Annotated in this window: 23 protein-coding genes and 1 riboswitch; of the genes, 14 read left to right on the forward strand and 9 right to left on the reverse strand. The window is 64.4% G+C overall.

Translation table 11 applies throughout. The features are described from left to right. Positions 1-13 precede the first annotated feature (13 nt). The 14 genes from A0O31_RS11460 to A0O31_RS11525 all read left to right on the forward strand — a co-directional run bounded on the left by A0O31_RS11460 (position 14) and on the right by A0O31_RS11525 (position 13,784). Positions 14-979 (forward strand): M24 family metallopeptidase, encoded by a 966-nt coding sequence (locus tag A0O31_RS11460; RefSeq protein ID WP_237259071.1) that lies wholly within the window; start codon positions 14-16, stop codon positions 977-979. An 11-nt stretch (positions 980-990) separates the two neighbouring features. Continuing rightward, positions 991-2,019: a Gfo/Idh/MocA family protein gene (locus A0O31_RS11465; RefSeq protein ID WP_257786040.1), complete on the forward strand. Its 1,029-nt coding sequence runs from the start codon at positions 991-993 to the stop codon at positions 2,017-2,019. A 1,178-nt stretch (positions 2,020-3,197) separates the two neighbouring features. Continuing rightward, entirely contained in the window at positions 3,198-3,518 is a 321-nt protein-coding gene (locus A0O31_RS11470) for an antibiotic biosynthesis monooxygenase family protein (protein WP_071678081.1), read from the forward strand. Beyond that, positions 3,511-4,128 carry a DUF3386 family protein gene (locus tag A0O31_RS11475; RefSeq protein ID WP_071678082.1) on the forward strand — a complete coding sequence of 206 codons (618 nt, stop codon included), beginning with the start codon at positions 3,511-3,513 and terminating at the stop codon, positions 4,126-4,128. Before A0O31_RS11470 ends, A0O31_RS11475 begins: the two co-directional genes overlap by 8 nt. Beyond that, complete coding sequence (locus tag A0O31_RS11480; RefSeq protein ID WP_071678270.1) at positions 4,128-5,033, forward strand: heme/hemin ABC transporter substrate-binding protein; 906 nt, start codon at positions 4,128-4,130, stop codon at positions 5,031-5,033. Before A0O31_RS11475 ends, A0O31_RS11480 begins: the two co-directional genes overlap by 1 nt. Before the next feature lie 103 nt (positions 5,034-5,136). Next, entirely contained in the window at positions 5,137-6,168 is a 1,032-nt protein-coding gene (locus A0O31_RS11485; protein ID WP_420855819.1) for a FecCD family ABC transporter permease, read from the forward strand. Then, positions 6,161-6,943 (forward strand): ABC transporter ATP-binding protein, encoded by a 783-nt coding sequence (locus A0O31_RS11490; RefSeq protein ID WP_071678083.1) that lies wholly within the window; start codon positions 6,161-6,163, stop codon positions 6,941-6,943. Before A0O31_RS11485 ends, A0O31_RS11490 begins: the two co-directional genes overlap by 8 nt. Next, positions 6,933-7,244, forward strand: coding sequence for a hypothetical protein (locus A0O31_RS11495; RefSeq protein ID WP_071678084.1), 312 nt, complete (start codon positions 6,933-6,935; stop codon positions 7,242-7,244). Before A0O31_RS11490 ends, A0O31_RS11495 begins: the two co-directional genes overlap by 11 nt. A gap of 111 nt (positions 7,245-7,355) precedes the next feature. Next, the gene (locus A0O31_RS11500) at positions 7,356-8,165 is read left to right on the forward strand and encodes an ABC transporter substrate-binding protein (protein ID WP_237259073.1); all 810 of its coding nucleotides are present in this window, start codon (positions 7,356-7,358) and stop codon (positions 8,163-8,165) included. Between the two features lie 3 nt (positions 8,166-8,168). Beyond that, the gene (locus tag A0O31_RS11505; RefSeq protein WP_071678086.1) at positions 8,169-9,221 is read left to right on the forward strand and encodes an imelysin family protein; all 1,053 of its coding nucleotides are present in this window, start codon (positions 8,169-8,171) and stop codon (positions 9,219-9,221) included. 3 nt (positions 9,222-9,224) lie between these two features. Continuing rightward, positions 9,225-10,412, forward strand: a complete 1,188-nt coding sequence (locus tag A0O31_RS11510; RefSeq protein WP_071678087.1) for a di-heme oxidoredictase family protein — start codon at positions 9,225-9,227, stop codon at positions 10,410-10,412. Positions 10,413-10,506: 94 nt separating this feature from the next. After that, positions 10,507-10,647, forward strand: a riboswitch (adenosylcobalamin (AdoCbl) riboswitch). A 129-nt stretch (positions 10,648-10,776) separates the two neighbouring features. Further along, positions 10,777-11,130: an acyl-CoA thioesterase gene (locus A0O31_RS11515; RefSeq protein WP_071678272.1), complete on the forward strand. Its 354-nt coding sequence runs from the start codon at positions 10,777-10,779 to the stop codon at positions 11,128-11,130. Beyond that, entirely contained in the window at positions 11,130-12,101 is a 972-nt protein-coding gene (locus A0O31_RS11520) for a ribonucleotide-diphosphate reductase subunit beta (RefSeq protein WP_071678088.1), read from the forward strand. The genes A0O31_RS11515 and A0O31_RS11520 overlap by 1 nt, the downstream gene beginning before the upstream one ends. 12 nt (positions 12,102-12,113) lie before the next feature. Then, on the forward strand, positions 12,114-13,784 hold the full coding sequence (locus A0O31_RS11525; protein ID WP_071678089.1) for a ribonucleoside-diphosphate reductase subunit alpha: 1,671 nt from the start codon (positions 12,114-12,116) through the stop codon (positions 13,782-13,784). Here the strand turns inward: A0O31_RS11525 and A0O31_RS11530 are convergent. From A0O31_RS11530 to A0O31_RS13625, 9 genes are all read right to left on the reverse strand, one after another. Beyond that, positions 13,781-14,476 (reverse strand): glycosyltransferase family 2 protein, encoded by a 696-nt coding sequence (locus A0O31_RS11530; protein ID WP_071678090.1) that lies wholly within the window; start codon positions 14,474-14,476, stop codon positions 13,781-13,783. The two genes, A0O31_RS11525 and A0O31_RS11530, sit on opposite strands and share 4 nt — an antisense overlap. Continuing rightward, positions 14,469-15,203 carry a 5'/3'-nucleotidase SurE gene (surE, locus tag A0O31_RS11535; protein ID WP_071678091.1) on the reverse strand — a complete coding sequence of 245 codons (735 nt, stop codon included), beginning with the start codon at positions 15,201-15,203 and terminating at the stop codon, positions 14,469-14,471. The genes A0O31_RS11530 and surE overlap by 8 nt, the downstream gene beginning before the upstream one ends. An 81-nt stretch (positions 15,204-15,284) precedes the next feature. Further along, positions 15,285-16,604, reverse strand: coding sequence for an ABC transporter substrate-binding protein (locus A0O31_RS11540; protein ID WP_071678092.1), 1,320 nt, complete (start codon positions 16,602-16,604; stop codon positions 15,285-15,287). Positions 16,605-16,616: 12 nt separating this feature from the next. Continuing rightward, entirely contained in the window at positions 16,617-17,432 is an 816-nt protein-coding gene (locus A0O31_RS11545; RefSeq protein ID WP_071678093.1) for a carbohydrate ABC transporter permease, read from the reverse strand. Beyond that, on the reverse strand, positions 17,425-18,279 hold the full coding sequence (locus A0O31_RS11550) for a carbohydrate ABC transporter permease (protein WP_071678094.1): 855 nt from the start codon (positions 18,277-18,279) through the stop codon (positions 17,425-17,427). The genes A0O31_RS11545 and A0O31_RS11550 overlap by 8 nt, the downstream gene beginning before the upstream one ends. A 58-nt stretch (positions 18,280-18,337) precedes the next feature. Further along, positions 18,338-19,090, reverse strand: coding sequence for a sugar phosphate isomerase/epimerase family protein (locus A0O31_RS11555; protein WP_071678273.1), 753 nt, complete (start codon positions 19,088-19,090; stop codon positions 18,338-18,340). A gap of 1,166 nt (positions 19,091-20,256) precedes the next feature. Next, entirely contained in the window at positions 20,257-20,865 is a 609-nt protein-coding gene (gene cas6, locus A0O31_RS11560) for a CRISPR-associated endoribonuclease Cas6 (RefSeq protein WP_071678095.1), read from the reverse strand. 513 nt (positions 20,866-21,378) lie between these two features. Further along, positions 21,379-21,594, reverse strand: a complete 216-nt coding sequence (locus tag A0O31_RS11565; protein WP_071678274.1) for a DUF4926 domain-containing protein — start codon at positions 21,592-21,594, stop codon at positions 21,379-21,381. Between the two features lie 119 nt (positions 21,595-21,713). After that, positions 21,714-21,872: a DUF6883 domain-containing protein gene (locus A0O31_RS13625; RefSeq protein WP_420855820.1), complete on the reverse strand. Its 159-nt coding sequence runs from the start codon at positions 21,870-21,872 to the stop codon at positions 21,714-21,716. Positions 21,873-22,141: the final 269 nt, after the last annotated feature.

The raw sequence follows: 22,141 nt of genomic DNA on the forward strand, positions 1-22,141 counted from the left end.
ACTCCGTCTTTGGATGCGAAGCCAGGGTTTTTCTCGCTTCTACGTCATCCGCCCTGAGAACTTCGCCTGGCTCACTGGGGGTAGCAACACCCTGGGGTTCGGGGAGGGGGTGGCGTACTTGGAAATCGGGGAAGAGCTTCTCCTTCACACCAGCCGCATAGAACACCCACGGATAGCAGAGGAGGAGGTCCCCGGGCTTCCCGTGCAAGTGCACCCCTGGTACGCCTTCCCGCCCCCGGGTAGTCCGAACGACCTCGAGCACGACCTCACGCTCCTCCGGCTCGCCCTCTCCAAAAAGGCGCAGGAGGCCTTTCGCCGCCTGGGGCGGGAGGCGGCGGAGCTGGTGGGGGAGGTGGTCCGGGCGGCTAAGCCCACCTGGAGGGAACAGGAGCTAGCGGGTGCCTTAGCCGAGGCCCTATGGGGACATGGCATCCGCCCGCAACTCCTCCTGGTGGCGGGGGAAGAGCGGCTTTTTCGGCACCGCCACCCCCTGCCCAAGGATCGGCCCCTGGGGCGGAGCTTCATGGCGGTGGTTTGCGCCGAGCGGGGGGGTCTCGTGGCCAACCTCACGCGGATGGTCAACCTGGGAGACGGGGAGGTGGAGGCCCGCTACCGCAAGGTTTTGGAGGTGGAAGAGGCAGCCTTGGACGCTTCCCGGCCGGGGGCCAAACTGGGGGAGGTTTTCGCTGCTCTCCAAGCGGCTTACGAGCGGGTGGGCTTTCCGAGTGCCTGGGAGGAGCACCACCAAGGGGGCGTGGGCGGGTACCGGTCCCGGGAGGCCATCGCCGTGCCAGGCCACCCCTTGACCCTGGAGGAAGGGATGGCCTTGGCCTGGAACCCGAGCCTTGCTGGGGCCAAGGTGGAAGACACCTTTCTCATGACTGGGGAGGGGCTCCTCAACCTGACGGAGGATCCCCGTTGGCCCACGGTGCGGGTGGGAGAAAGGGATAGGCCCGATCTCTGGAGGGGAGGGTGGTAAGGCTAGGTTTAGTGGGCGCGGGTTGGTGGGCACGGGAGGTGCATGCTCCCGCTTTCCACGGGGCAGGGGCTAGGATCCAAGGGGTCTATGCTCCGGGAAGCGCACGGGCGAAGGCCCTAGCGGAGGCGTACGGGGCCAAGGTTTACGAGGAGTACGAAGCCCTGTTGCAGGAAGTGGATGCGGTGGCCATCGCCACACCCGACGCCACGCACGTTCCTTTGGCCCTCGAGGCGGTACGCCAAGGAAAGCATATCTTCCTGGAGAAGCCAGTGGCCACCAACCTAGACGATGCGCTTATGCTTCTGCGAACGGTGGATGCGCAAGGAGTGGTGGCCATGACTGCCCTAACGGCACGAACAGACTGGGCAGCGGAGACTGCGGTTGCCTACCGGGAGCGCCTGGGTAAGGTGGTGGCCTTCAGGGGAGCCTTCCTTGCGGACTACTTGGCTGATCCCAGGGCTCCGCTTGCTTGGCGTGCTAAGCGTGTGGGCGGTGGCCCGGCAGGGGTTGTGGGAGATCTAGGGGCGCATCTTTTTGACCTAGCGGTGTGGCTTCTGGATAGCCCTTTGGGTAAGGTTTGGGCCCGGGTGGCCACCGTGTTCCCCGGAAGGGAAAATCCCGACATGGCCGGCGTTCTGGCGGAGGCGGAAGCGGCTTTAGGCTTCTTGGAGCTATCCCGGGTTCATCCGATACGGCCCCAGCGCCTCTACCTCGAACTGGAAGGTGAACAAGGGGCCTTGCGGGTAGTGCCGTCCTTAGCAGGTAGGGCGGAAGAGGCGAGCCTTTTTTGGAGCTCCAGGCCCGGGGCATGGGAGCCTGTGGTCTTGGATCCTTCCCTTCTTCGGGGCAGGGATCCCCAGGAGCCCTGGGGGCTTTTTCACTTCCGCGAGCTCGCCCGCCGGTTCTTGGAAGCTGTGACTAAGGGCACTTCGCCTACACCCTCTTTGAGGGATGGGGTGGCGGCCCAAGCTGTAATCCAAGCGGTTTTGGAAAGCGCATCCGAGGGGTGCGAAAAGGAAGTGTTCCCTGTTCGGGCGTAGGGGGGCGGTAATCGCGGGGGGAGTGGAAGGTTCGGGCCATCCCCATGTGCGTGGGGACTGTACATGATCCCCGCGACACAATGCCGGCTGACCTCTGCTAAATGTAAAACGCCTACATTGGCTACTCAAAGCTTCCGCCAACCTGAGGAGGTCCAGGCTCCGGATGAGGTTGCGGGCTAAGGAAGCGAGGTTCACCTGCGCTAGCAGACGCCACCAGGGCGGGGCCTCTATCCGGTGAAACCCAAGCGAAGGCACCACCCACCCCTTCTTTTTCAACCTTCACGGCCGAGCCCAAAGGTCAAGGGGTTCTCCATTTTCCACCATCCCTCACCCCCGAATACCCAAGTAGGGCAACCAGGCTACATACCGCCCGCTCCGCCCCTTGCGAATGGGCAAGAATTCCACCTCCATGGCCTCGCGCATCCCGTTCTCTCACACATAACGCTCTTACCCCCAGTCCAGGCGCAAGGGTTCCCCTATTCCCCTTCCAGGGGCGGAAGGAAAGGGGAGCTCAGAAGGCGTGGCTTGAAGCCATGCTAGCTGGAGATGTAGCCCGCCCCAGGGCAAGATCCCAATTGAGGTGCCGGGAGTGTTCGCAGACGGCAAGCGAGAAGATGTCCAGGATCTACCCTTTCCCCTGGCATTTGATGTGGGTGTCCACGGTGCCGGGCTCCACGCTTTCTTCGCTGCTCCGAACCCTTTCCAAAAGCTCTTCCCGGTAGGCCTAGCCCTCCCCTTTGAAGGCTAAGGCGACGAGGAGGGCACACTCCCGGGCGGTAAGGGATACCTCCCAGGCCCTCCCAGAAGGCCAGGCATTCCTCTAATCAATCCAGCTCTCAATGCCCCAACCGGAACCGGCTTACCGCAAGTCCCTAGCGGCCTGCTCTGCTTCAGGGTAGCGGTAGGCCTCCGTAGGGGCAGGGGCGGGTCTGTCCGAAGCGGGCGGCGCAGGCTGTGCTGGGGCGGAAAGGCTAAGGGCCAACCCCTTGCCAAACCTCTCGCATCGCCTGCTTCCTTCTACCCCAAAGGGTAGAGGGTTTTTGTGGGGAGGCGGTGGAGGGGAGAGGGCAACTTCGCTACTTGCAAGCGATTTTCGTTCCCAATACCCATAAAATCCGACTGGAATACTTGACTTTCTCCGCGCCTTCCCTTACGCTCCTCCAAGAGGAGGTGAGGGCGTGTTCGTAGTCATGAACCGCATCCCAGTAAAACCCGAGTATGCCGAGCGGTTTGAAGAGGTTTTCCGCACCCGGGCCCGTTTGGTGGACCGGATGCCAGGTTTTATCCGCAACCTGGTCTTGCGACCCCAAAACCCCGGGGACCCTTACGTCGTGCTTACCCTTTGGGAAAGCGAGGAAGCCTTCCGTGCCTGGACGGAAAGCCCTGAGTTCAAGGAAGGGCATGCCCGAAGCGGGACCTTGCCAAGAGAAGCCTTTGCGGGGCCGAATAGACTGGAAGTGTTCCAGGTGATTTTGGACTCGGAGGTGGAAGGTGATTGAGAGCCCTCCCGTCTGGGCTTTACTGAAGCGGGCTAGGGAGCGGATTTACACTTTGCCCAACTCCTTCCCCGGCTTTACCGCAAACGTGGCCCTCTACCTTAAGGGCCTTTGGTACTTCGGGGAGGTGCGGGTGGAGGGGTTCCATCCAGAGGTGCACCTGCCCGAGGACATGGGGTCCATAGCGGAAAAGGAGCTGGCTTCCCTCCTCGGCCACCGCCGGCCCATCCCCTTTGAGGAGGGGGAAGGCCGGTACGCCATGCGCCTGGTGGAGGAGGGTCCATTGGGTACCGTCATCGCCTTAGACGACCCTTTCCGCTCCCGGATCTGGGTGCGCCATGGCCGCATAGAGATCATCGAGCGGAATATGGCGGAAGGTTCCTTCCGCATCCACCTCGAGGCCTGGGAGGAGGTGGGCGAGAAGCTTTTGCCCAAACGTTTCTTCGTGATCTACCGGGACCCCAAAGGAGGGATCCTTAAGGTAGAGCGATTCCGGGATACTTACGCACCCTTGGCCGGGCTATGGCTTCCCGTGGAGCGGGAGGTGGTGGTGGAGGGAGCGGGCATGGAAACCCTGGTCCTGCGTCTGGAGAACGTGGAGGTGCGCGCATGATGGGGAGAAACGGCTTGGTATTTTGGGCCTTTCTTTCGTTGGTGGCTTGGGCGCAGCCCTACCGCCTGGTAGACGCCACCGGCAAAGCGGTGGAGGTGCGCTCCGTAGAGCGCATCGTTAGCCTGGATGGTATCACCACGGAGATCCTCTTCGCCCTGGGGGTGGGGGATAAGGTGGTGGGCCGGGACGACTCCAGCTACTATCCGCCCCAGGTGCTCCGGCTTCCCAGCGTGGGGTACCAGTTCCGCCTCTCCGCCGAGGGCATCCTGTCCCTAAAACCCACCCTTGTCATCGGTCGGGAGGATGTGCGGCCGCCCCAAGTTCTGGACCAGCTACGCCAAGCAGGGGTGGATGTGGTCCTGGTACCTACGGAGCCCAGCATAGCGGGTGCCAAGCGCAAGATCCGGGTGGTGGCGCAAGCAGTGGGCCAGGCCGAAAGGGGGGAAGCCCTGGTCCGGGCCCTGGAGCGGGACCTTCTGGCCCTGCGCGCCTTCCAAGCCCAGCACGCATCTAAGCGGCTAAGGGGCCTTTTCCTCTACCTAAGGGGCCCTGGCACCACTTTCGTTTGCGGGGAAGGGAGCACCCCCGTGGGGGTTATGGAACTTGCGGGGCTGGAGAACGCTGCCAAGGGCATACGGGAGTGCCAACCCATGACCGCAGAGAGCGTGGTGGCCGCCCAGCCGGACGTCCTCGTGGTCTTCAAGAGGGGTTTGGAGAGCGTGGGGGGCCTCGAGGGGCTCTTGAAACTGCCGGGAATCGCCCAGACCCCTGCGGGGCAGAACCGGCGGGTGGTGGCCATGGACGACCTCTACCTCGGGAGCTTCGGGCCTCGGGCAGGCCGGGCCGCCTTGGACCTCTTTCGGGCGGCTTACCTAATGAGCGGCTTTGTGGAGGTGGGACCTTGAGGTCGTACCTTCTGCTTCGCGCTTACTTCAAGGCGGCCCTCCTTCTTGCCTTCCTGAGAAAGCCCTTGGCGAAAAGCCCGGAGGCCTTCTGGAGGGAGGTGCCGTGATACGGGGCCTTTCCTCACCCCGCTTCCGCCGTTACCGGTTGGTTCTGCTGGCACTTGCCGTGTTGGTGGCTTTGTCCCTCCTCTTGGGGGCAGGCCTCGGGGCCTATCCCATCCCGCCTTTGGCGATTCCCAGCATTCTCCTTAGGGGCGAGGGGGTGGAGTACCAGGTGCTCACCGCCCTTCGTTTTCCCCGGGTGCTGGGGGCAGCCCTGGTGGGGGCCCTCCTTGCCCTGGCAGGGGCGGTGCTGCAGGGCCTCTTTCGCAACCCCCTGGTGGACCCTGGCCTGATTGGGGTGTCCTCGGGGGCGGCTTTGGGGGCGGCCATTTTCATCGTCCTGTGGCCCGGAGCCGGGGCACTTGAGGTCTACGCTCTGCCGGTCTTTGCCTTTTTGGGTGGGCTTCTCGCCACCCATCTCCTTTGGCGCTTGGCCCAAACCGCCTTTGGGGTGCAGGTGACGGTTCTCCTCCTTTCCGGCATCGCCCTGAACGCCTTGGTGGGTGCGGGGATCGGCCTACTCACCTTCCTCGCCAGCGAGGAGGAGCTGCGTAGCCTCACCTTTTGGACCTTGGGTGGTTTCTCGGCCTTAACCTGGCGCCTCCTTTTGGCCGGGCTCCCCCTGGCTCTGGTTTCCTCCCTACTTCTTCTGCCCTTGGCCCGTCCTCTAAATGCCTTGGCCTTGGGAGAGCGGGAGGCGTTCCACCTTGGGGTGGACCTCGAGGCCCTCAAGCGCCGGGCAGTGACGGGGGCCGCCTTGGGGGTAGGGGTGGCGGTGGCCCTAGCGGGGGGTGTGGGGTTTTTGGGCTTGGTAGCCCCCCATCTTTTCCGCCTCATGGCGGGGCCCGACCACCGGTACCTGCTTCCGGGAGCGGCCCTTTTGGGGGCGGTGCTGGCGGTGGTGGCGGATCTCCTGGCCCGTACCCTGGCCGCTCCGGCGGAGATTCCCGTGGGGGTGGTGACGGCCCTTTTGGGAGGGCCTTTCTTCCTCTACTTAGTCCTGCGGTACAAGCGGGAGGTGTACCGTGCTTGAGGCGAGAAATCTCGGTTACTGCGTGGGGGACCGCTGGCTCTTAAAGGGCGTGGACCTTGCCGTGCGCCCTGGAGAGTTCCTGGCCGTGCTTGGCCCAAACGGGAGTGGCAAGACCACCCTGCTCCGGCTCCTTGCGGGGGAACTTTCCCCCTCGGAAGGAGGAGTATGGCTTCAGGAGCGTGCCCTGGCTGCCTACAGCCCGCAAGACTTGGCCCGGGTGCGGGCGGTCCTTTCCCAGATCCGCGAGGTGGGCTTTCCCTACACCGCCTACGAGGTGGCCTTCTTGGGCCGCCTTCCCCACCTTTGGGGAAGGCGGGAGCGGGAGGAGGACCACGCCAAGGTCCAAGTGGCCCTGGAGCGCGTTCAGGCTGGGGACCTCACGGAGAGGCTTTTCCCGAGCCTCTCCGGTGGGGAGGCCATGCGGGTGGAGGTGGCGCGGCTTTTGGCCCAGGAAGGGCGGCTTTTTCTCCTGGACGAGCCCACCAATCACCTAGACCCGCGGTACGCCCTAGAGCTCCTTTGCCTTTTCCGGGCCTTGACCTACGAGGGAAGGGGTGTGGTGGCGGTACTGCACGACCTGAACCTGGCAGGCCTTTTTGCTGACCGCATCCTTCTCCTGAAAAAAGGAAGGCCCGTGGCTTATGGCCCCTCTCAGGCGGTGTTGGACCCAAGCTTGCTGGAAGAGGTCTATGAGGTGCCCTTCCGCGCCCTAGGAAACCCTGAGGGCTTCCGCTTCTTCCTGCCCATGCCTAGGGAGGTGGTGCATGGAGCCTGACCACACCCGGGTGGTGGCCCGGCTTTCCGAAACCCGTTACCTTTCCCGGTGCGCCTGCAACCGGGGAACCTACCACCTGCATTGGGATGCGGCCACCTTTCGCCTCACCCCCGAGGGGCTTCTCTTTTTGGCCCAGGTGCTTAAGGACCTGTTGGCCCGGGGCGGGGGTGGGGTGGTTTGGCTTGGGGCGGTGGGCCTTCGTTTCCAGGAGGCAGAGGGGCAGGACCTGCTCCGCCTTTTGCAGCAGGGTCTTGTGTTGCCGGATGCGCTTTCAATGGGGTACTTCCGGCACCTGAACTAGGGGGTGGCTATGCGGGCGAAGGTTGTGCTCTGTGGCGTTTTGGTTTCTTGGGCTTTGGCTCAAGGGGCCTGCCCGGGGGAACGGGTGGCCCATGACCTTGGGGCAGTCTGTGTGGCTAAGCCACCGGAGCGGGTAGCGGTGTTGGACTGGCGCCCCCTCGAGGATCTCCTCCTTTTGGGTGTACGCCCCGTGGCGGGGGCTGACCTGGCGGATTTCCCCAAGTGGGTCAAGATGCGGCTACCGGAGGGGATTTTGGACGTGGGCGGGCGCACGAGCCCAAGCCTGGAGCGGTTGGCCTCCCTTAAGCCCGATCTCATCCTGGGCTACACCGGGTTTCAAGGCAGACTCTACCCCGAGCTTTCCCGCCTCGCCCCCACGGCCCTTTACGACTACCTGCCCCCAGGCGGGCAGCTTGCCGCCATGCGCCGCCACTTCCTCCTGCACGCTCGCTTGGTGGGGAAGGAGCGGGAAGGGGGGAGGCTTCTGACCGAGTTGGACCGGTTTCTCCAGCAAACGGCCTCTGCCCTCCAGCAGGCGGGTTTAGGGGGTAGGCCCTTCCTTCTGGTACAAGCTTGGGCCCGGGAAAGGGTCTACAACGTCTTTACCCGAGACACCCTCGCCTCTGAGCTCCTAGAGGCCGTGGGCTTGGTCAATGCCTGGAAGGGCAAAGCGGAAGCCTACGGGCTTTCGCGCGTGGGGCCGGAAGGGCTTGTGCGGTTGGTGGGGGAAAACCCGGGCGTCCAGGTCTTCCTGATCGCCCAACCGGAAAACAACCCCTTAGCCGATCCCGCGGTGGGACCGTTGCTGCGCTTGGCCCGTGCCCGGGTGGTGGCCTTGGACCCCAGCACCTGGACCTATGGGGGTCCCCACTCTGCCCGGGTTTTGGTGGAAGAGGTGCGGCGCGTGCTCTTGGGGAGGTGAGCCGTGCGGAGGTACGTTCTTTGGGCAGTCATCGGGCTTTTGGGTATGGCAGGGGCGCAAGGGCTAAAGGAGGGCCTGGCGGCCACGGTGTCCCCCTTGCTGGAAGGCCTTGTAGGGCAAACCCGCCTCTTGGCCCAGGCGTCGGAGGCCTATGCCGCAAACCCTAGCACCGAAGGCCTCCATCGCCTGCAGCTCCTTTGGCACGCCGCCCGGGACTACTGGGAGGAGCTAGAGGCCTTCGCCTTCGGTCCGGTGGGGGATTACGATCCCTACCTGGACACCTGGCCCATAAGCCTCGAGGACCTGAAACGCTCTGTGGGGGTTCCGGTAGAGAACCTTCCCCCGGAGGTACGGGGGTTTCATGCCCTGGAATACCTGCTTTTCCAGGAGCCCCCGCAGGACGCCGGGACCCTACACCACCTAGTCCTTTTGGCCCAGGATCTCGCCCGCCAGGTCCAGGCCTTGCGTGAGCGCTACGGGGCCTACCTTGAAACGGCCTCGGACGAGGAACTCGCCGCAGAGCTCTACGCCGCAAGCCTAGAGCTCGCCGAGGAGCTCTTTGCGGAAAAGCTCAAAAATCCGGAAAGCCCTTACGCGCGGCGTTCGGCGGAGGATTACCAGGCCAACGGCCGTGGCCTGGCCCAGGCCCTAGCCTTGCTCCCCACCGGGGGAACCCCTTGGGCTTTGGCCTTGGCCTTGCGCGCGGCCCTCGCCGACCTGCCCAGCCCCTTAGAGGAGGCTTGGGGCGATAGCCGGGTAGCCAAGGCCCAAGCCCAGGCGGAAGCCCTGTACCAAGCCCTTGCGAAAACGCCGGTGGGTGGCGCCAAAGAGCGGGCGCGGCTTTGGCTCCGTACCTTCCGCGAGGAATACCTCGGGGAAGGGGAGGTGGACGAGGGGCTTGCTGCCTTGGAAGGCTTAGAGATGGCGTTGCAAAGCCTGTCCCAACGGGAAGAGGCCCAACAAATCCTGGAAGTGCTTCGGTCCAAGGTGCAGGCCGGGGCTCCCGCCGAGGAGGTGGACCCCTTGGTTCGCGCGTTGGAGGACCTTCTGCGCTAGGGGATGCGAAAGATCCTTGGTGCAGCGCTCCTTCTTGCCTTGCTTGGGGCCTTCCCCAGCCGCTACCTGGTGGAGGACGCCTCTTCCCGGGCTTTTGGTCATCCACTGTCGGGGCTTAACCAAGAGGACTTGGAGGAGTTTCGCCTAGGGGACCAGGCCTTCCGCCGCATCTTCGTGCGGGAGGATGGCCTGGGCCCCCTTTTCGTTCACCAGTCGTGTGCCGGGTGCCACGTGCGGGATGGCCGGGGCAGGTTGGCCTTTAACGAGCGCAGCGAGGCCTTGGTGCGCACCCGGGCCGAGAACGGGCTTGACCCCCATCCCCGTTTTGGCCTCCAGCTCCAGGACCACGCCCTTTTGGGATCGGTTCCGGAGGGACGGGTTCGCCTCCGCTTTGAGGAGGTGGAGGGGCGGTACGAAGACGGCACCCCTTACCGTTTGCGCCGGCCGGTGGTGGAGGTTCTGGATGGGCAGGGCGCTCCCGTTCCTGGGCGGTACAGCCTTCGCCTGGCGCCGCCCGTGTTTGGCCTAGGGCTTTTGGAAGCGGTGCCGGAGTCCGTACTGGCGGGTTTGGAAGACCCCGAGGACCGGGACAGGGACGGCGTATCGGGGCGGCTTGCCCGCCTTGCGGGCGGCAAATTAGGCCGCTTTGGTTGGAAGGCGAGCGTGGCTACCTTGGAGGAGCAAAGCGCCGTGGCCTACCTGGAGGACATGGGCCTTTCCACGCCCCTTTTCCCAGGGCCGGATGGCCGGTGGGAAGTGACCAGGGAAGAGTTGGAGCGGGTGGCTTTTTATTTGCGCCACCTGGCTGTTCCGGCCCCCCGGCACCGTCCGCAGGACCTTAAGGGAAGGCAGCTCTTTCGGGCGATAGGGTGTGCCGCTTGTCACCGGGAAAGCCTGGCTGGCTTGCCCGCTTACACGGACCTCCTCCTCCACGACATGGGCCCTGGACTGGACGACGGCGTGGCTGAGGGGGTGGCGCAGCCTCAGGAATGGCGTACCCCTCCCCTGTGGGGCCTTGGGCTAACCCGCAGGGTGTTGGGCGAGGAGCTTTACCTACACGACGGTCGGGCCCGGAGCCTCGAGGAGGCCATCCTCTGGCATGGGGGAGAAGCGGAAGGGGCCAAAAGGCGTTTTCTCGCCCTGTCCAAAGAGGACCGGGAGGCCCTCCTGGATTTTTTGAAAGGGCTATAGGCCCGATGCTTGACCCCATACCCAACTTGTGGTAGTTTCCCATGCGGGGTACCCAATACCTGGGGTACCCTGGCCGCGATGCCAGGCCGACAGGTCTGGACGCCTTTGGGCGGTGGGGGAAGTCCGGTGAGAGTCCGGCGCTGTCCCGCAACGGTAACCGGCCCCCTGGCCGGAAGCCCGAGTACCCGCTTCGCGGCCCTACCCCGTAGCCCTCGAGGCAAGGGTGAAGGTGGTGATGCGCATGGGACCTTGACCTAAACCCTTCCCCCAAAACCCGCAAGGACGGGTGTACGGCTCATCTAAGGAGCCAACGGCCCTAGGCTTTTGTCCGGTTTATGAGGAGGTGTTCGTGCGGGAAACCCGCATGGTATACCCGGTGTTCCCGGGAGAAACCAACCACTACGGGACCCTTTTTGGCGGCACGGTTATGGCCTGGATGGATCAGGCGGCTTTCGTGGCCGCCACCCGCCATGCCCGGCGTAAGGTGGTCACCGTGCACGCGGATGCCGTGGACTTCAAGCATCCCGTGCCCCTGGGCTCCATCGTGGAGCTGGTGGCCCGGGTGGTGGAGGTGGGGCGCACCTCCATGCGCGTGGCGGTGGAGCTTTGGGTGGAGCCCTTGGAAGGAGAACGGTACCTGGCTGCCCAAGGCGGTTTTGTGCTGGTAGCGTTGGACGCGTCGGGCCGGCCCACGCCGGTGCCACCTTTGGAGGGATGATGCTCACCGAGCCCAGGTTGCACTACCGCCCTTATGAGTATCCGGGGCTATTGCGTTTTCGTGACGCTATCCGCCATAGCTACTGGGTGCATACGGAGTATAGCTACACCGCCGACGTTCAAGACTACGCCCTGGTGGAGGAGAAGGAGCGCTCCATGGTGCGGCGGGCCCTTCTCGCCATCGCCCAGGTGGAGCTTGCGGTGAAGCTCTTTTGGGCCCGCCTCTACGAGGTCTTCCCCAAACCCGAGATAGCGGAGGTGGGCATGACCTTCGCCGAGAGCGAGGTGCGCCACGCCAACGCCTACGCCCACCTTTTGGACCTTCTCAGCCTAGAGGGCCTCTTTGCGAAAGCCTTGGAGGAAGAAACCCCCCTAAAAGAGCGAAGCCAGGCCCTTGCCCAGGTGCTCAGCCGGTGGCGGGAGGGCACGTTGCGCGCCCATGTTCAGGCCCTTCTCCTCTTTTCTGCTTTTACCGAACACATCTCCCTGTTTTCCCAGTTCTACGCCCTCATGGCGCTAAACCGCCGGGCGGGGCGTTTTAAGGGTATCTCCAACGCGATAGAGGCCACGAGCAAGGAGGAGAACATCCATGGCCTCTTTGGGGTGGAGCTCCTGCGCATCCTCCGGGAGGAGGAGCCCCAGCTCTTCGCGGAGGGCTTCGCCGAGGAGGTGCTCGCCTTTGCCCAAAGGCTTTACCAGGGGGAGGAAGCCCTTGTGGACTGGATCTTCGCCGCGGGCGACCTCGAGGCGGTATCCCGGGACGAGGTGGTGGAGTTCCTGAAGGGGCGGTACAACGAGGTCCTGTCCCTCTATGGCCTGCCCCAGCCCTTTTCCGTGAACCCCGAGCGCCTACGGGACACGGAGTGGTTTTCCTTGGAGCTTCTTGCCGACAAAGAGGTGGACTTCTTCAACAAGCGGAGCGTGGCTTACGCCCGCAGGCTAAAAAGCTACGAACCGGACGAGCTTTTCTGAGAGGAGGGGTGCATGATTCGTACGGAAACGGAATACCGGCCCTGGTACTGGGCCAACGAGTGGACCCGGCTCTACATGCCCCGCGGCTATCTCTTGCCCGGGGTGGGCGTGGAGGAGCGGGTGCGCCAGATTGCCCTTCGGGCCGAGGCACTTACCAAGATCCCGGGTTTTGCCGAGAAGTTTGAGCGCTACGTGGCCTACGGCTGGTACTCCTTGGCCACCCCCATCTGGGCCAACTACGGCCTCAAGCGGGGCCTCCCCATCTCCTGCTACGGCACCTACGTGGAGGACGACACTGCTTCCATTCTGCAGGCGGTGGCGGAGATTGGGATGATGAGCAAGCAAGGGGGGGGCACCTCGGTCTACTTGGGGACGCTACGGCCCAGGGGGGCACCTATCCGGGACAACGGGGAGAGCAACGGTTCCTACGCCTTTGCCAGCCTCTTTGACCGGGTGATTGAAGTTTTCAACCAAGGCTCCACCCGTCGTGGCCAGTGCGCCGCTTACCTGCCCATAGAGCACCCCGATTTCTGGGAGTGGACCCGGATCCAAAGGGAGAACTCCGAGATCCAGTCCCTCTTCTGGGGCGTTTCCGTGGGGGATGCTTGGTTGGAGGCGATGATCGCCGGGGACCGGGAGAAGCGGGAGCGCTGGGCTGCTGTGCTCAAGAGCCGGGCGGAGGTGGGGATCCCCTACATCTTTTTCCGGGACAACGCTAACCGGCAGGCCCCTGAGATTTTCCGCGGGCTCGGCAAAACGATTCACGCCAGCAACTTGTGCACGGAGATCATGCTCCCCTCCAGCCCGGAGGAGAGCTTCGTTTGCTGCCTCTCCTCCTTGAACCTCCTCCACTTTGATGAGTGGAAGGACACGGACGCCGTGGAAACCCTGGTCATCTTCTTGGACTCTGTTTTGGACGACTTCATAGAGAAGGCGGAGGGCATCCCCTACATGGAGCGGGCCGTGCGTTTCGCCCGCCGCTACCGGGCCATCGGCATCGGGGTGCTCGGGTGGCACAGCTACCTCCAGTCCAAGGGCATCCCTTTGGAGAGCGCGGAGGCCCTTTTCCTCAACAACCTCATCTTCAAGACCATCCGCGAGCGGGCTGAGGAGGCTTCCCGATGGCTTAGGAAGCGCCACCCGGAGGACGAGTTGGCGGGGCTCATGGAGCGCCGGAACGCTACCCTCCTGGCCGTGGCCCCCACCAAGTCCAGCTCCTTCATCCTGGGCCAGGTCTCCCCCTCCATTGAGCCCTATACCAGCAACTACTACCTCAAGGACCTGCAGAAGGCGCGGGTGCCCTTCAAAAACCCCTTTTTGGAGAAGCTCCTGAGGGAAAAGGGCAAGGACGAGGAAAAGGTGTGGCGGAGCATTCTGGAACACAACGGCTCGGTGCAACACCTGGACTTTTTACGGGACGAGGAGAAGGAGGTCTTCAAAACCTTCGGGGAGGTTTCACAAAAAACCCTGGTCAACCTGGCCGCTGCCCGGCAAAAGTATATAGACCAGGGGCAGTCCCTCAACCTGGTGATCCACCCCGACGCTCCGCCCAAGGACGTGAACGAGCTCGTACTCCATGCGTGGCGCTCGGGGCTCAAGAGCCTCTACTACCAGTTTAGCGCTAGCGCCGCCCAAACCTATAGCCGGGACCTGCTCCTTTCCTGCCGGGCTTGTGAGGGCTAGCGGAGCTGGAGGTGGTCCTTGAGGGGGATAAAGGGGAGGCCGTGCTTAGCCCGCAGGCGGTCCAGGTAAAACCTCCGCTCTTGCCAACGCTGCCCGTAGCTTTGGTTCCCCCCGTGGAGGCGCACGCCGATGTTTTGCCCGCGGAGGTAGTAAAAAGGGAGCCCCTTCTGGTAGGCGCGGAGCCAGAGGTCCCAGTCCCAGTAGTCCCCCATCTGGGGGTCAAGGCCCCCGAGGCCATGGAGGGTCTCCCGGGGAAGGGCTGTTCCGGAGGCTAGGATACGGTTGTCCCGGAGGAGCCATGGGCCCACGGTTCCTGGGGCGAAGGAAAGGGTTTCCGTACCCACCAGGAGGACCCCCTCCCCATAGGCAACCCCTTCCCTTTGGGCCAAGGCCCGCCACACCCGCTGTAGGTAGGCGGGGTCTAGCAGGAGGTCGTCATCGTCCAGGAAGAGGACGAGTTTGCCCCTAGCCTCTTCAAGCCCGGTAAGGCGGGCTTCAACCTGCCCACGGCCACGGTTCCTAAGGGCCCGGATGCGGGTATCCGGGAAGGAGCGCGCGGCCAAAAGACCTGCCCCGTCGCCGTCCTCTACCACGATGGCCTCAAAGTGGGGAAAGCTCTGCCGCTGAAGGGAGCGGAGGGCCTCGAGGAGAAAGTGGGGGCGGTCTTTGGTGGGTATCAACGCGCTAATCATGGGCCAACTCCGGCTGGAGCCGGCCTTCGTCCGTGAGGTCCAGCCGCAAGGGGGTGGCGGCGATGAAACCCTGTTCCACCGCCCAGCGGTCCGTGCCCTCCTCCGCCTCCTTAAGGGGTTTAGCGGCAAACCAAAAGAGCGGCCGGCCCATGGGGTCCTCCCCGGGCACCACTAGCCCCTCGTAGGCCCGCACCGACTGCCGGGTCCAGAGGAAGCCTTTGGGCCTTTGGGGGAGGTTCACATTCACGAGGAAGGGGGGTTCCAAACGGAGGAGGGTTTCCAGCGTCCGCACAACCCAGGGCTTTAGCAGGGCGAAGTCGGGCATCTTCCCGTTCACCGGCACGCTGAAGGCGGCGGCGGAGAGGCCGAAGAGCCTCCCCTGCTTGGCGGCGGCCACGGTGCCCGAGTGCCAGATCTCGTGCCCCAGGTTGCTCCCCAGGTTGATTCCGGAAAGGACCAGGTCTATGGGCCCAAAGAGGTGGAGTCCCAGGGCGACGCAGTCCGCCGGCGTGCCCCGGATGCGGTAGGCGGGGAAATCGGGCCCCGGCAAGGGGGCGGGATGGGGGAAGGCCCGCACGGGGTGGGCGATGGTGATGGCATGCCCCGTGGCGCTTTGCTCCGTTTCCGGGGCCACCACGAAGACCTCTCCCAGGTGGCTTGCCGCCTCGGCCAGGGCCCAAAGCCCCGGGCTAAAGATGCCGTCGTCGTTGGTTACCAGGATCCGCATGCCCTCAGGCTAAGGGGCAGGTGTCAGGGGGGTATCAGAAAACCACCCCGGGCCCGGCCCGGGGTGGCGCCCCGGTGAGCGCTAGCGACCCGCCACGCTGCGGTTGTACCGCTCCAAAGCGGCGTCTGCTCTGGCCTTGGCCTCCCTTAGAGCCTCGCGGGCGGGTTTACCCTTGAGTACCTCTTCCCATGCCGTCTGCACGTACTGCCGGATCTCGGGGAAGGAACCCATGAGGCAGCCGGCGCTGGCGGTGTTCACCTTGCTGGTGGCGAGCTGTTGGATGGCCGTGGTGTAGTTGGGTTGCCGCACGTGGGCCTGGCGCACCTCGGGAAGCTCCGTCACCCCCTTCACCACGGGGAAGTAGCCCGTGTCTAGGTGCCACTGGGCCTGGGTCCTGGGCTCCAGAAGGAAGCGCACGAACCGCCAGGCGGCCTGGGTTTCCGCCTCGGGGGCGCCCTTTAGGATGTATAGGGCCGCCCCGCCGATGGCCACGCCGCTCCGCTCCTTCAGGTAGGGGTAGAAGGCGGTGCGCAAGGGGAAACGCCCACCCACCTGCCGGAGAACCCCCGTGAGGCTTGCCGTGGAGTAGGCGGCTATGGCCGCCTGGCCTTGGGCAAAGAGGCTTTGGGAGTCGGCCCAGTTCCGGCCCGTGTTGGCCGCCACCCCTTCCCGTACCAGCCGGGCGTACATGTCCAGGAAGGCCACCGCCGCTTCGTTATCAAAGGCCACCGCCGTGGCCCGGGCCTTGCGGCCGTTCTCGTTGTTGCAGAAGTACTGGCCGGAGTTGTAGGAAATCTGCTCCACAAACCAAGAGTCAATGGGGATGGAAAGCCCATACCGTACGGTGCGCCCCTGGGCGTCCTTCTTGGTGAGGGCGCGGGCCGCCTCCTCCAGGTCCTTCAGGGACCAGGTGGGTTTGAAGGGGATACCCGCCTCCTGGAAGGCGGCCATGTTGAGGTAAAGGATGGGGTTGGAGGAGTTGAAGGGGAGGCCGTAGAGTTTGCCCTCGAGGGTGTAGTAGTTTCGGGGTTGGGGCAGGAAGCGGTCCAGGTCAAACCCGTCCCTGCGGGCCAGGTCCTCCAGGGGCACCACCGCGCCGGAGTCAGCCATGATCCGGGCGCCAATATCGTAAACCTGGATCACGTGGGGGTAACCCCTGCCGGCCCTTAGGGCGGCGAGGAGCTTGTTGATGCCGTCGTCGTAGCTCCCCACGTACTGGCTTTTCACCTGCACGTCCGGTTGGCTCCGGTTGAAGGCCTGTACCAGCTTTTCCGTAGCCTCCCCCAGCACCCCTCCCATGGAGTGCCAAAACTCCACGGTGGTCCGCTGGGCCAGGGTGGGGGAGAGGAAGAGCCAACCCAAAGCGCCCGCCTTCGCTAGACTTACAAGCCAGGTCCGCATACCACACCTCCTTCATCCCTTAAGCCCGCCCAGGGCGATGCCCCTTATAAACGCCCTTTGGGCGAGCAAAAAGGCCAACAGGGTAGGCAGGAGGACCAAGATGGCCCCCGCCGCCACCACGTTCCAACGGGCTACCTCCTCGTTCAGGAGGTAGTTCACGGCGATTTGGGCCGTCTGCATCTCCCGGCTTTTGGTGACCACGAGGGGCCAAAGGTACATATTCCAACTGCCGATGAAGGTGAGGGCGGCCAGGGCGCCTAGGGCGGGGGCGGCGAGGGGCAAGGCCACGTGGCGCAGAATCTGGCCATGGTTGGCCCCGTCAATGCGGGCGGCGTCAAAGTAGTCCTCGGGAATGGTTCTCAGGGCCTGCCGGAGGAGGAAGACCCCCAGGGGGCTCGCCACAAAGGGAACGATGAGGGCCCAGTAGGTGTCCAGCCAGCCAAGCCGGTCCACCAGGAGGTAAAGGGGCAGGAAGGTCACCTCCCCCGGTACCAGGAGGAGGGCCACCGCCAGGCCAAAGAGGGCCTCCCGGCCCCGGAAACGCATCCGGGTGAGGGCATAGGCGGCGAGGAGGCTCGTGGCCAGGACCCCGAGGGTGGTGCTGATGGAAACCAGGAGGCTATTCAGGAGGAAACGCCCCAAGGGGAACTTGGCCAGGGCCTCAGCGTACGGAGCGAGGGTGGGGTTGGGAGGGAGGAGGGTGGGGGCGTAGAGGTCCCCCTCGCTCCGGAGGCTTGCGGAGAGGAGGGTGAGGAGGGGGAGGATGAGGAGGAAGGCGTAGGCGGTGGCGAGGAGGTAGGTGGGGAGGAGCCTTAGGCCTCTACGCATAGTGCACCCTCCGGCCTAGGAGCCAGAACTGGAGGGCCGCAAGGCCCAGGAGGAGGAGGAAGAGGAGGAAGGCTTCCGCCGCTGCCAGGGGAACTTGGAAGTTGAAGAAGGCGTCCTGGTAGACCCGGTAGATCCAGACCATGGTGCTCTCTGCGGGGCCGCCCCGGGTGAGAAGGTGAATTTGCCCGAAAGCGGTGAGGCTTTTGAGCACCACCAGAAGCCCCACCAGGAAGAGGGTGGGGGAGAGGAGGGGCAGGGTGATGCGGAAGAAGCGGGTCCAGGGGCCTGCCCCGTCCACGGTGGCCGCCTCGAGGACCTCCTCGGGGATGTTCTGGAGCCCGGCGGTGAGGAGGATGGCGGTGAAGCCCACCCCAGCCCAGGCGGTGATGACCGCCAGGGTGGGCAGGGCGAACTCTGGTGAGGTAAGCCAGGGCTGGGGGGTAAGGCCCAGGGCGGCCAGGGCCCGGTTGGCCCACCCCCCCACAGGGTGGAGGAACCACCCCCAGGCCACGGCGGCCACGGCCGTGGGGACGGCGGTGGTGAGGAAGAAGAGGGTGCGGAAGAGGGCCACGCCCGGGTACGGCCGGTACACCAGAAGGGCGGCGAGGAGGCCCAAGAGGAGCTCCAGAGGGGCGGTGATGAGGGCGAAGGCCAGTGTGAGTTGGACGCTTTTCCAGAACTCGGGGCGGGAGAGGGCCTCGAGGTAGTTCCCCAGCCCCACCCATTCCCGCCCTTTGCCGAAAAGGTTTTCCTGGTGGAGGGAAAGCCAGAGGGCCTCCCCCACGGGTAGGACGAGGAAGAGGAGGAAGAGGCCATAGGCGGGGAGGAGGAAGGGCAAGGGCTCCAATGTGTAGCGTCTTGCCTTTCCCCTCCCGTGAGCGAGAACCCGTTCCACGGGCCTCACGCTACGCGCCCTCGGTCAGGGAAACGTCAAGCCCTTGGTGTAGGCGTGCCAGGAACTCTAGGGACGCCTGGGGGTGTCCCCTTACCTCCAGGACCAGGGGCAGGTCCAGGTAGGGGGGAAGCCAGCGGGCGTGGTCCAGGATGCCTTCGCCCAGGTTCCAGTGGCGGTCGTAAACCCCGTCGGTATCGTTGAGGTGAAGGTGCTCTGGGCGCAGGGAAAGCCAAGCTTCGGGCTCAGGTGTTCTGCTGAACACCCGGGCGTGGGCGGCGTCAAAGCAGTAGCCTAGGGCCTCGGGGTAAGCGGCAAGCACTGGCCGGAGGGCCTCGGGGTGGGGTTCATGCGTGTTTTCCAAGAGGAGGCGGATGCCCAGGGTTTGGGCCCTCCGCACCACGGGGCCGAGCCTTTCCACCAAGCCCTCTGCCCGCGCCCTGGCTTCCTCCGGCGTCCTTCCGTGGGGGATGCCCGAGTGGAAGACCGCCCGGTCCGCCCCGAGCTCCGCTGCCCGCTCCAGGCCGAAGAGGAGGCGCCTGAGGGAGAGGGTGCGCACCTCGGGGTCGGGGGAGAGGAGGTCCAGGTTCCAAAAGGGGAGGTGGACGGAAGGGGCCCGTCCCAAGGTGTGGGCAAAGCGGTGGAAGAGGGCATCGTCCTCCAGGTGCTCGGGATCCAGGTAGACCTCGAGGCCCACCCCCAAGGCTTCCACCTGGGCGCGCTTGGGGAGGACCTGGTCCACGGGCAAGGCCAGGCGGAGGTCCATGGCGCCCACCATAGGCGCCTCCTGTCATGGCCGTGTAAGGGAGCCGCCATGCCTTTCTAGGGCTGCGGGCAAGAATCACCCCCGACCCCGGCGGTGGGGGCGGCCCTGGCCCCGCCGCGCCCAGGAGGCCCCTCCAGGGGGCGAACCTCTGGGTCCCCTCCCACCGGGCCTTCCGCCCAGGCTTCACCTCGGAGGCCCTCTGGGCCCAGGGCCTCTCCCGCTTGGACCGGGTGGTCCTGGGGGCGGTGGGGTACCCGGGTAGCCTGCTTGGACCGGGTTTGGGCGGAGGCGAGCCCTCCCCGGATGCGTCCAGCGCGGCGACCACCTCCTTTTCCCCGACGGGCGCGCGGGCTACTTCGTCGGTTGGACGGGAGGGGAGGAAAGCCTTTGTGGGGGTGGATGGGGGGCCTACCTGGTGCCCAAAGAGCGGGTGGTCCGGGCGGAGGGGCTGGAAAAGCGAGTTTGCCCCCGATAACACCCCAAGGGGGATCTGCCGGGCAAGTCTAGGGCATGCCAAAGGCTACGCCTGCCCAGATGGGCAGGGGTAGGTTCTCCTGGTATTCCGCTTGAGCTTTGGTGTACTTTAGACATTTTACCTTCTTGGATTCCTCTACTCTTAGGTCCCCTTGCAAAGGGTCCGTTGAGTAGGCCCGGTGGGTGGGCCTAGGTTCAAGACCCACCGTAACTATACCACCACCGCAGGTCCGCGGCAGCCCCTGCAGTGGGCCCTCGTTTACCCCGTGGGGCAAGCCTGGCCCAGTCTGGGATTCTTCCCCCCGTTGGGGTTCCCCTTCCTACCCGCTAGAACGAGGAGGGGGATCCCCGAGGCCGCCCTCGGGGATCCCCCGGGGGTACGCCTACCGCCTCCCGGATGGCCACGAGGCCCGCACCGAGCACCTACCCTGACATATCCCCGCCGGGCGAGGGAAAGAGGGCAATGGCCTAGGCTCTTGTGTAAAAAATGATGGACGTGCCCCCCAATCCACCACCCCTTTACCTGCTGGGGTCATTACTCCCTGTCCTGTAGACCGGAGTTCTAGCGCCGCATAGGCTAACCAGCACGCCTCTTCTCCCATGTCCCTAGCGCACCTGTAAAACCAGGTCTCCACAGGTTAAGTACGGTGCGTTTCCCAATGCCTCAGGGCGTAAAACGGGCGGGGTTTCCTTTACCAAGGGCCGGGGATATAGCTCTTGCTACTTCGCCGCTGACTCTCCCGAACGAAGCCAAAGCCCTGGGGGTTCTTGGCTCCAAGCCCAGCGGTGAGGGCCAGGTGGAGGAGGTGCGGGTCCCCTAGGAGGGCGAACTGGCCTATCCACCCCTTCACCCAAAACCCCTTGTACCGCTCCATCCGGGACGTGTTCCCCCCAAGGGGAACCACCCGCACCCGGCCTGGGGGCAGGTGAAGGGCCTTGGCCTTCCGGTTGAGGTTGGCCTCAAGAAGGGGGGAGAAGTCGGGATCCTCTGGGGAAAGGTAGTGGGTTTCCCTCCCCACCGTACGATAGACGGTGATAGGGGAAAGGGCCTTCACCTGGAGGAAGTCCTGGGGCTCGGGTAGGGGCAGGGGCTCTAGGAGACGGAGAGGCCAAGGCCGGCCATAGAGGACAAGCTCCCCGGTCTCTTGCAGGGGGCGGAGGAAAGCCTCTAAAAGCCCCGGTAGCGGGGAGGCGAGGAAGAAGCGCACCTCTTGGCCCTCGGGGTGGAAGCGGCGGTCCTCTCCTAGGTGCAAAGGGGAGAGCCGGCTAAAGACGAAGAGCTTGAGGGGCCTGCCGTCCACCTGGAGGTCCTCCGGAGGGCTTCTTGAAAATGGGGATTAGAGGGAGATGACAGGACGATTTCCTGGAGGGCACTTTGGCTGTTTGTAACCTACCCATGGGGAATCCAAGCCGTCACATCCAGGATGGTGTCAGTGTGGTTCAGAACGGTTTGACGTGCTTACGAGGAATCCAAGTGAAGTTAGGATCTGTCCCGTAATAGCTTTCTCCGGTTTCCCGGATATAATTAATAGGGGGTGTAACTTACCTATAAGGAATCCCCGTTCCGGGAGGCCCAAGAGGTCCTGCGGGCTGGCTTCCTCCTGTTTTGTGCGAACCCATGAGGAATCCAAGCGAGGATGATGCCGGTCCAAGTGAACGCTTTTGAACCCGTGTTTGTAAAGAACCTATGAGCCCACTAGAACCACGCCCCGCCCGGGTGGAGAGAAGCACGGCCCTCCCGAACTTTACAAGTCTGGAACTCCCAAAGCCCCCCGAGAAAAGCCCCCCGCCAGGGGAGCTGGGCGGGGACAGGCTTAGGCGCCCTTGGCCCGGAGGAGAGCGGGGCCCTTGAGGGGCGCCACTTCCTCTTCGGAAAGATCCAGGAGGGCCAGGGTGTTGCCCTCGTGGTCCACGAACTCCACCAGGTAGCCCCCATGGGGGTAGACCAGGACCACGGTGCCCACATCCCCCGCCTTTAGGCCCCACGCCTCCTTGTCCCGCTTCAGGACTACCAGGTCGTGCTCCCGCATTCCTTCCTCTTCCTCCTCAAGGTACCAAGCGCTCTGCACGCACGCCTCCCCTTTGGGGCCCCGTAAGGGCCCCCTCAGGACCACCAGCACCCCTTGGCCTTGGAAGCCGAGCCGGCCCTCTACCTCCTCCGCTTCCCGGGCATGGCCCAGGAGGGCCGCCTCCAGGACCGCGGGGGAAAACCCAAGCCTGCGAAGATGCGGGCCTTGCCCCCTCCCGCCGGGTGCTTGGGGTCGAGCAGGTACCCTGCAAGCTTGGCCCGGGGCACCTGGAAGTGCATGGGGCCAGTATATTGCCTCCTTTGCCTCCCGTAGTGAAATCCCTTTTCCTCACCTCCAGCGGGCAAAGTCCTGGACGAAGGCTAGAGTCCTTGTAGAGTATCCGTTGAAGGGAAGGGCTGCGAGCAGGGTGAAGGTGAGGAATATGGTTGCGAGTGTTTAGGTATCCTCTTCGGCCTTGTGGCAAAGGAGGGGAGGAAGTTGGCCAGAGCGCAGAAGGCTGGTATAGTTTTTTGATGCATAGTGGCCTTTCTTTATTGCGTTTCTGGGG

The sequence above is a fragment of the Thermus brockianus genome, from assembly GCF_001880325.1.
Taxonomy (GTDB): domain Bacteria; phylum Deinococcota; class Deinococci; order Deinococcales; family Thermaceae; genus Thermus; species Thermus brockianus.

Excerpts from the sequence above, each read along its gene's own strand:
- A0O31_RS11525 (WP_071678089.1), top strand. The coding sequence starts at position 12,114 with ATGATTCGTACGGAAACGGAATACCGGCCCTGGTACTGGGCCAACGAG.
- A0O31_RS11555 (WP_071678273.1), bottom strand. The coding sequence starts at position 19,090 with ATGGACCTCCGCCTGGCCTTGCCCGTGGACCAGGTCCTCCCCAAGCGC.
- A0O31_RS11545 (WP_071678093.1), bottom strand. The coding sequence starts at position 17,432 with ATGCGTAGAGGCCTAAGGCTCCTCCCCACCTACCTCCTCGCCACCGCC.
- A0O31_RS11480 (WP_071678270.1), top strand. The coding sequence starts at position 4,128 with ATGGGGAGAAACGGCTTGGTATTTTGGGCCTTTCTTTCGTTGGTGGCT.
- A0O31_RS11495 (WP_071678084.1), top strand. The coding sequence starts at position 6,933 with ATGGAGCCTGACCACACCCGGGTGGTGGCCCGGCTTTCCGAAACCCGT.
- A0O31_RS11530 (WP_071678090.1), bottom strand. The coding sequence starts at position 14,476 with ATGATTAGCGCGTTGATACCCACCAAAGACCGCCCCCACTTTCTCCTC.
- A0O31_RS11520 (WP_071678088.1), top strand. The coding sequence starts at position 11,130 with ATGCTCACCGAGCCCAGGTTGCACTACCGCCCTTATGAGTATCCGGGG.
- A0O31_RS11540 (WP_071678092.1), bottom strand. The coding sequence starts at position 16,604 with ATGCGGACCTGGCTTGTAAGTCTAGCGAAGGCGGGCGCTTTGGGTTGG.
- A0O31_RS11515 (WP_071678272.1), top strand. The coding sequence starts at position 10,777 with ATGGTATACCCGGTGTTCCCGGGAGAAACCAACCACTACGGGACCCTT.
- A0O31_RS11460 (WP_237259071.1), top strand. The coding sequence starts at position 14 with ATGCGAAGCCAGGGTTTTTCTCGCTTCTACGTCATCCGCCCTGAGAAC.
- surE (WP_071678091.1), bottom strand. The coding sequence starts at position 15,203 with ATGCGGATCCTGGTAACCAACGACGACGGCATCTTTAGCCCGGGGCTT.
- A0O31_RS11565 (WP_071678274.1), bottom strand. The coding sequence starts at position 21,594 with ATGCGGGAGCACGACCTGGTAGTCCTGAAGCGGGACAAGGAGGCGTGG.
- A0O31_RS13625 (WP_420855820.1), bottom strand. The coding sequence starts at position 21,872 with ATGCACTTCCAGGTGCCCCGGGCCAAGCTTGCAGGGTACCTGCTCGAC.
- A0O31_RS11510 (WP_071678087.1), top strand. The coding sequence starts at position 9,225 with ATGCGAAAGATCCTTGGTGCAGCGCTCCTTCTTGCCTTGCTTGGGGCC.